Below are 6,218 nucleotides of genomic sequence, written 5' to 3' on the forward strand. Positions count from 1 at the left end.
AATTGCATTTTCTGGTTTTACGCTTTCTCGTAAATAAATTTACGATCTTGTGCAAAAGTCATATTTATAAAAACACTCCCATATAATTAATGGCAAAAGAAAAGCCCGTTTTAGATTTCAAAACTCTTATAGAGGAAGCAAAGCAATTTAGCATTAATGAATCAAAGCTTCATCCAGAAATATACGGAACGACTGATGGAAAAGCGATTGGAACCCTCATAGAATCAAAGTTTAAGGTGCATTTAACTGAGAAATATGCTCTAGGGGCCAGTTCGGCCGCAAAAGGATTGGATTTACCCAGCGTATTAACCGATATCAAAGTAACATCTATTAGACAGCCTCAATCATCTTCGCCATTCAAGGACGCTAAGCAAAAAATATATGGCTTGGGGTATAACTTGTTGCTCTTTGTTTATGATAAGGAAGATGATCATGAGCAAAAAGCTGCAAAGCTGGATTTTAAGTCGTGCGCCTTTATAACAAAAGAAAGAACAGCTGATTATACAATTACTATGCGCCTTAGACAGATGTTGAATGATGACGCTAACATTGAAGATATAATGGCATATCTAAGTGACAGGAATATTCCAGCAGACGATATATCCCTTAAAAAAATTGCCGAACAGATATTAAAAAGCCCACCAGAGCTGGGTTATTTAACAATGTCAAATGCCTTACAGTGGAGATTACAGTATAGCCGAATTGTTGGCCTTAGCAAGGAAGTGGACGGGATCATAAAAATAATTGACAAAGTAAATAATATATGAAGTTATTCGAGATAGCCATAAGTGACAGGACGTCTGAATTTTTAAACGAAAACATTAAAGATATTAACTCGATTGATGCGGCCAATGCAATAATGGCCGAAGAATGTGGGATACAGGCATTCTTCTCTAGCATTAACGAACTGCAAGAGCTTAAAGAGTCGCTTAATGGCAATGGGTTAACATCTAACCGTAATCAGGCAGAATATGGGGACTATCAAACAAATAGCCCCCTTGCAGATAAAATAGTTGATAAGCTGCGAATTAAAGGCATTGATCCGGAAGTAATGATTGAGCCTACCTTCGGCGAGGGCAATTTTATCGTTGCTGCGATCAAGAGATTTGAAAATCTACGTGCCGTATATGGAGTGGAGATTTATAAGTCTTATGTATGGCAAGCGAAGTTCAACATTCTCGACCTTTTTATATCGGACGCAAGCCTAAATAAGCCAAAAATATATCTTCATCATGAAAATGTATTTGATTTCAACTTCAAGAACGTTGCTGAAAAGATAAAGCCAGAAAAGCTGTTAATATTGGGTAACCCCCCTTGGGTGACAAGCTCACAGTTAGGGGCGCTGGATTCCGTAAACCTGCCTGCAAAGTCAAATTTCAAAAACCATAAAGGGCTTGATGCGATTACCGGAAAGGGAAATTTTGATATAGCGGAATATATTACCATGATGATGATGGATAATTTCAAAAGCCACAATGGTAACCTAGTTTTCCTTATAAAAAACTCTGTTGTTAAAAATATAATACATGATCAGAGGAATAGAAATTATACCATCAGCAACATACAAACTCATTCTGTCGACACGAAAAAAGAATTTAATGCCTCGGTTGAATCATGTGTTTTTATGTGTGAGCTGAATACTTCGCCATCTTATGTTTGTGATGAATTTAACTTCTACTCGGATGATACTCCAAAAAATATATTTGGCTGGCATAAGGACAAATTTGTTGCTAACATATCAAAATATATTGAAACAGAGGACTTTGACGGCATGTCTCGCCTAGTTTGGCGTCAAGGTATTAAGCATGACTGCTCAGCCATTATGGAACTTGAAGAAAGTAACGGCGCTTTGATTAATGGAAATTACGAATCCTTAGAATTAGAGGAAGCTCTTGTCTATGGCTTTTTGAAAAGCTCCGACTTGAAAAATAAAATCGTCAATGACTGCCGAAAATATACCATTGTTACTCAAACAAAGGTCGGCGAACAAACGTCATACATTGCCTCTAAATACCCTAAGACTTACCAGTATCTAAGTACAAATAAGACATTTTTTGACAAGAGAAAATCATCAATATACGTTGGTAAACCGGATTATTCGATTTTTGGAATAGGGGACTATTCTTTCAAACCATATAAAGTGTCTATATCCGGCCTTTATAAGAAAAGTGAATTTACGCTAGTATTGCCAAAAGATGGTAAGCCGTTAATGCTTGATGATACGTGTTATTTCATTGGATTTGATACTCTAGAATATGCTGTGTATACACTTGTGCTGCTAAATCATAAGAAAACACAGGCTTTTCTAAACTCTATTACTTTTCTCGACGCAAAAAGGGCATTCACCAAAAATAGTTTAATGAGGCTCGACCTTTCAAAAATTGCAAAAAATATTCCACTCGAAGAAGTTGAACGTGAGGCTCTTAATATATCCAAAGAGCATAAACTCGAGTTAAATACTGGAAGATGGGATAATTACCAATACACCCTACAAGATTCTCCATTATTTGCATTTTCCTAAGTGAAAGATAGCCAATCATTCCAATAGAGGTTAAACTAGGCACAGTGGAACTCGTATTTAGTTATTGTTTTCTCCATACCTTCCAAACCTCAGGGTATTTCTCCTGAATCCAACTCACAAATGCTTCCGAATTTCTTCGGTACTGCTTCAATCCTTCAATTTCTTGATTTTTTGAATAGGTAATACCTGCTGCAACAAGAACTAAAAGGGAAAAGAAAATAGCCCAGTTAATCCAGAGTGCTTTGAAGCTTGTAAAACCAAGGATCTCTTCGGATGTCTGGACGGGGATTCTGTCTGGAATATTTGATATCGTGCGTCTGATCTGCTCGTTTACTTTTTCAAATTGCTCGGAAGAAGGCAAGCCGGCTCTGATCTGGCTGGCAACTGCTTGGTGATCCAGATGAACAACGGGCTTTTTTTGAGCTTGCTCGTCGAGCTTCCGATTAACTGCTTCTAAGCTTTTTTGAAATTCTATTTGTTTGGTTAATAGTTCATTAAGTAGTTCCATGGTTATCTCCTCATTTGGTTTTTGTTTTGTTTTTCGAGTTCCAGTTTTTTGTTTTCTTCCCTTAGGCTTTCATTTTTATCAGTCAGAAAATTTTTGTTAGCCCGTAGCATGGCATTATCCATTTCCAGGGCATTTTTTTCGTGTTTAAGTGGCTTTATTGTTTTCTCCGTCTCTTTGGCTGTCTCAATCACTTTAAATGCGTCAGGTAGCCCATTTTGTAGCTTAAAGGCTTTTTTAATTTCTTCTTCAACCTTTAAAACTTTGTATTCTCTGGATTCAATGTGTTTTTTAGTTGAAGCGTGACCTCTTTCAAGTCCTAACGTCTCAGCTACAAGCGTTTGAACTTCCGCCAAGTCTTCTCTTTTCAGCTTCAAGCTTTTCCCCGTGTCCTTATCTGTCCAATCAAAAACCATATGTGCATGGTGATTAGGCTTCCAGATGCCCGTTTCCTTATTCCAGTGGCCTTCGTCCTTGTGGGCGTATGCCTGTATCGTCCGGATACCAAAACGTTCTTCCAGCTTTACGGCCACTCGCTTTAAATCATCGACGCTGTGCTTTTCATCAATCAGCAGCACACCCTCCCGGATGGGTGTTTGCTTTGCCTGCATTTTCTGGCCGGTGCTTTCCTGATACCTGGTCTCGATATCCTTCCTGGTCTCAGCGATCGGCGCCAGGATAAACGAGCTGTTCAAATGGCTTAGGTCTTCCCGGACGTAATTCAGGTTTTGAAGCCGTTGGTTATGGCTTTCTGATCCGGATTTTACCGGCATGATGTGTATGCTGCTCTTTCCCATTTGTTGTTTTTTAGCTGTCTGCAAGACCCCCGAACTCCGGAGCGTAGCGGAGTGGGTTCTAGTGGGCTATAACCATTTAAAAATAAAGGTAAAAAACTTCCAGATACAAATGCAAAAAATAAAAAAACGACCCGGAGCAAGTGTCTTTCGGCGGTATTAATTTACGTTTGCCTAGCCTTCCTTTCGAAGATTTTTAAACGTGCACGCAGTGACGTAAGCCGAAGATGTGCATGGGTTAAAAGCGGCCTATTTGAAAAAACGGCTGAATATCCCCTGCTTTTTATCAGACGGTAGCCTTTCTAGAAGCTGATCAAATTTGCTATTTAAATTATCAAGCTCAGACCTTATATCCTCTTGCAGCATAGGCGGATTATTGCCCTTTTTTAGTTGCTCCTGTACAAAAGATCGTATATCCTCATTAAAGTACTGTCCCATTGTTTTACCAGACCTGGTGCTAGCTTTCTCAATAGCTGTCCTGGTCTCTGGCTCAACCCCTCTAATAGTCCATTGTGGCACATCCCTAGATTTTCTAGGCCTCCCGGCTCTACTTTCGGGTTTTGCACTACTTAATTCAGATTCTGTATGCTCTTTATTTTCGTCCATTTGTATATGCCTTGCATTTTGTATTGCACGCCAAATATATGATATACATAATTATCGTTATGTACTGCTTAATTTTAAAAAGTTGAAAGTCGCTGATTTATACCTACTTATGAAATACAAATAAAAATTAACTAATAAATTAGTTCACAACGGCAATTTTTCCCTTCTTTTATTTTTTTGTTTTGTTTTCCCGTTTTCCATCGGGTAACGTTCACCAGAAACATGGGCGTTTTGTGTTTAAATCCCTTTCTCAGAGCCTTTATTTTATGTTGTTTAATCAAAGCTTATTATATGCTTATCAACTCTTTTTTTTTATCACTCAATAGTCTAATAATCAAGTACTTACAGCACATTTTTTTTGCCCAACTATGACCTAATTAGTGTGTACTATGACCTAATTAGTGTTAGATACCCCCTCCAACTATGACCTAATTAGTGTGTACTATGACTTTAATTTTTAAAAGTCATAGTTGTTGTTTACATTTGGGGAATAGCACTAAAAAGGTCATAGTATAAGGTTTAAGTATATGGTTATCAGGAACAAAGATGTTATTCAAAGTTATGTTCTATCAACTGCAAAATATGACTTTTCCGTTTATGAAAAGCGTATTTTGTATCGATTGGTTGAAATGGTACAGTTTAGCATGGAAGGCCAAAAGTTGGATAAATACTACAGTATTCAGCCAAACCTATTTGGTGACATGACAGGTGTAACAATGCCATTGTCCGCATTTTTGAAAGATGTGAATGATCAAAATTACTTAGAAGTAAAAAAAGCGTTGACTAGCCTGAGAAACAAGACATTAGAATTTGAAGATGATCACATGTGGAAGTTGATAGGTCTTATTGAGATTCCAAAGTATGTAAAAAAAGGGTATGTACAGTTTCAAATACACCCTGAAATATATGAAGCCATTTTAAATTTTTCCAAGGGCTTCCGGAAGTACGAATTGAAAACTGCTATGTCTTTCGATTCTGTATACTCAATGCGTTTTTATGAACTACTGAGTGGCCAAAAATCTCCCTTGATCTATACCATTGACCACCTAAAAATGATGTTTAAGGTTGAGCTTAAATACAAGTTAACGGCCGACTTCATTCGCAAGGTGATTGATACAGCAAAGAATGAACTTGATAAAAAAAGTCCCTATTCGTTTGAATACAAGGCTTTAAAGAATGGCCGTAAAATCGTTTCTATAAAATTTTATCCCGTTTTCAAGTCGGAAAACAGGGATCCAAACTTGGAGAGAAATGACCTTAAAAAGCAAACTTCACTGCGTTGGGATTTAGAAAAAATGGTTATCAACTATCTGACAGAGAACTTTTTCTTTACTGAAACGCAGATCAAAAACAACCTTGAACTATTTATTGTAGCTCAATCAAAAGTGGATTTATTGTATGAACTGAGCCTGATTAAAGCCAAAGCAATGGAGGCTAACAACCCACAAGGATATGTAATCGGCGTTTTGAAAAAATTGGTCAAATAGCAAAAAAGGAACAAATGGGAGAAGTGAGCTGTCCTTGTACAAAACCAAGAACTTTCACAGATCGGCCTTTGCCCCCTTGTTCTGTGTTTCGTTGTTTAACATAAAAAGGGTTATAAAAACTTTAGGACCAGGTTCTGGGTTTTGTGCTGTAAACCTGGGTCATAATAGAGAGGTAAGGAATTGCATTTTCTGGTTTTACGCTTTCTCGTAAATAAATTTACGATCTTGTGCAAAAGTCATATTTATAAAAACACTCCCATATAATTAATGGCAAAAGAAAAGCCCGTTTTAGATTTCAAAACTCT

At 37.4% G+C, this 6,218-nt stretch carries 6 protein-coding genes; 3 read left to right on the forward strand and 3 right to left on the reverse strand.

Annotated features, from left to right (window positions below; genetic code table 11):
- Nucleotides 1-89: 89 nt before the first annotated feature.
- Both FEM33_RS20520 and FEM33_RS20525 read left to right on the forward strand, forming a co-directional pair.
- Nucleotides 90-767 (forward strand): type II restriction-modification system restriction endonuclease, encoded by a 678-nt coding sequence (locus FEM33_RS20520; protein ID WP_139013867.1) that lies wholly within the window; start codon nt 90-92, stop codon nt 765-767.
- A complete protein-coding gene (locus tag FEM33_RS20525) occupies nt 764-2,521 on the forward strand; it encodes a hypothetical protein (protein WP_139013868.1) in 1,758 nt (585 codons plus the stop codon). The genes FEM33_RS20520 and FEM33_RS20525 overlap by 4 nt, the downstream gene beginning before the upstream one ends.
- Nucleotides 2,522-2,582: 61 nt before the next feature.
- Here FEM33_RS20525 and FEM33_RS20530 read toward each other — a convergent pair whose 3' ends face one another.
- From FEM33_RS20530 to FEM33_RS20540, 3 genes are all read right to left on the reverse strand, one after another.
- Complete coding sequence (locus tag FEM33_RS20530; protein ID WP_139013869.1) at nt 2,583-3,029, reverse strand: hypothetical protein; 447 nt, start codon at nt 3,027-3,029, stop codon at nt 2,583-2,585.
- 2 nt (nt 3,030-3,031) lie between these two features.
- On the reverse strand, nt 3,032-3,823 hold the full coding sequence (locus FEM33_RS20535; protein ID WP_139013870.1) for a plasmid recombination protein: 792 nt from the start codon (nt 3,821-3,823) through the stop codon (nt 3,032-3,034).
- Between the two features lie 246 nt (nt 3,824-4,069).
- Nucleotides 4,070-4,426, reverse strand: a complete 357-nt coding sequence (locus tag FEM33_RS20540; protein ID WP_139013871.1) for a hypothetical protein — start codon at nt 4,424-4,426, stop codon at nt 4,070-4,072.
- A 527-nt stretch (nt 4,427-4,953) separates the two neighbouring features.
- On the opposite strand from FEM33_RS20540, the gene FEM33_RS20545 reads away from it, so the two are divergent.
- Nucleotides 4,954-5,913 carry a replication initiation protein gene (locus FEM33_RS20545; protein ID WP_139013872.1) on the forward strand — a complete coding sequence of 320 codons (960 nt, stop codon included), beginning with the start codon at nt 4,954-4,956 and terminating at the stop codon, nt 5,911-5,913.
- Nucleotides 5,914-6,218: the final 305 nt, after the last annotated feature.

It is taken from the genome of Dyadobacter flavalbus (genome assembly GCF_006149045.1).
GTDB lineage: Bacteria > Bacteroidota > Bacteroidia > Cytophagales > Spirosomataceae > Dyadobacter > Dyadobacter flavalbus.